Genomic DNA, 1,139 nt, shown 5'->3' with positions numbered 1-1,139 from the left:
TGCTTCCTTCATATTTGGCGTAGTAGTGGGTTTGGCATTAGTGTTTGCGCTATCGGTTGTGCCATATATTTTCACAAGTATTTTTTATGAAAGAGAGAGATTTTCAGTCATCAAAAATGACGATAGGCATTTTTTATACAAAGAGGATTATTTGATTCGCATAAATGGAGAGAATTTCTCCATTAGCACAGCAGAATTTGTATGTCTAAACCAAGAGGATAAAATCTCTTGCAAAAAGAGTTGTTATTTTTGCGAATATGACAAAAAGTCATTTGTAGAATATAATAATTTTGGTGTGTTTGAGGGCAAAACTCTGCCAGATGGCAAAGCATTTGTCTTTAAAAATGGATTTTTGGAATCTTGTGGCGAAATCAAAAACAACACGCTAAAAAATGCCAAAACACAAGAGCAATGCCAAAAAAAGAGCGCACAATAAAGGTAAAAAATGAATATAAGAAAAATCGTCTCATTGTCGATAGACTTGCTATTTTGGGCGATAGATTTGCTATGTTTGGTGTTTTTATTTGTCATTGGTTTTGTTTTAACGCTCATTGTAAATATGATTGTATATTGGTGGTTTTTGGACAATTTTGATGATGGTTGGAGACACGCTAGACACAAAGCAGAACATATAGGGCGTTACAAAGATGGTAAGCGCGTGGGCAAATGGGAATTTCACATTGAATCTATACTTGATAATGGCAATGAAAGAATGCAATCCCTTGTCGGCAGGTATGAAAATGGCGTTAGGCAAGGCGTGTGGGTATATGAAGGGCTTTCGTATTTAATATATGATAAAGGCATAGTGCGTAAATACATCGACTCACTTAGCTTTAAAAAGGACAGAAATGTGATAAACTATTATGATGAATATGAGGCATTTGCCGATGCTGTTGCTAATGCAAAGCATTTTGCAGGGACACTCAGAGAATATGATGAAAATGGGATTTTTATCCAAACGCGTAAAATTACCGAGCAAGATAGGCAAGAAATTGCAGATTTTTTAAGCAAGTGATATTGCTTAAAAAACGCCGTTTTTGATAAAAATTTACCAAAAGAAATCAAATGAGGTTTTTGGCAAATTATGATAAATACGAACGGGGGAGTAAAATCTATCAGCGATTTAAGGCAGATTTTAG

General features: G+C 34.9%; 2 protein-coding genes. Both read left to right on the top strand.

Annotation, left to right across the window (positions count from 1 at the left end):
- Positions 1 to 436, top strand: a 436-nt coding sequence (locus ACWIUO_RS13745) for a hypothetical protein (protein WP_454178452.1), incomplete at its 5' end; no start/stop codon positions are given.
- Between the two features lie 9 nt (positions 437 to 445).
- Positions 446 to 1,015: a hypothetical protein gene (locus ACWIUO_RS13740; RefSeq protein WP_454178451.1), complete on the top strand. Its 570-nt coding sequence runs from the start codon at positions 446 to 448 to the stop codon at positions 1,013 to 1,015.
- Positions 1,016 to 1,139 lie beyond the last annotated feature (124 nt).

Source organism: Helicobacter sp. T3_23-1056, assembly GCF_053654535.1.
Note: the sequence above shows the minus strand (reverse complement) of the source record. Positions and strands in the feature narration are given on the sequence as shown.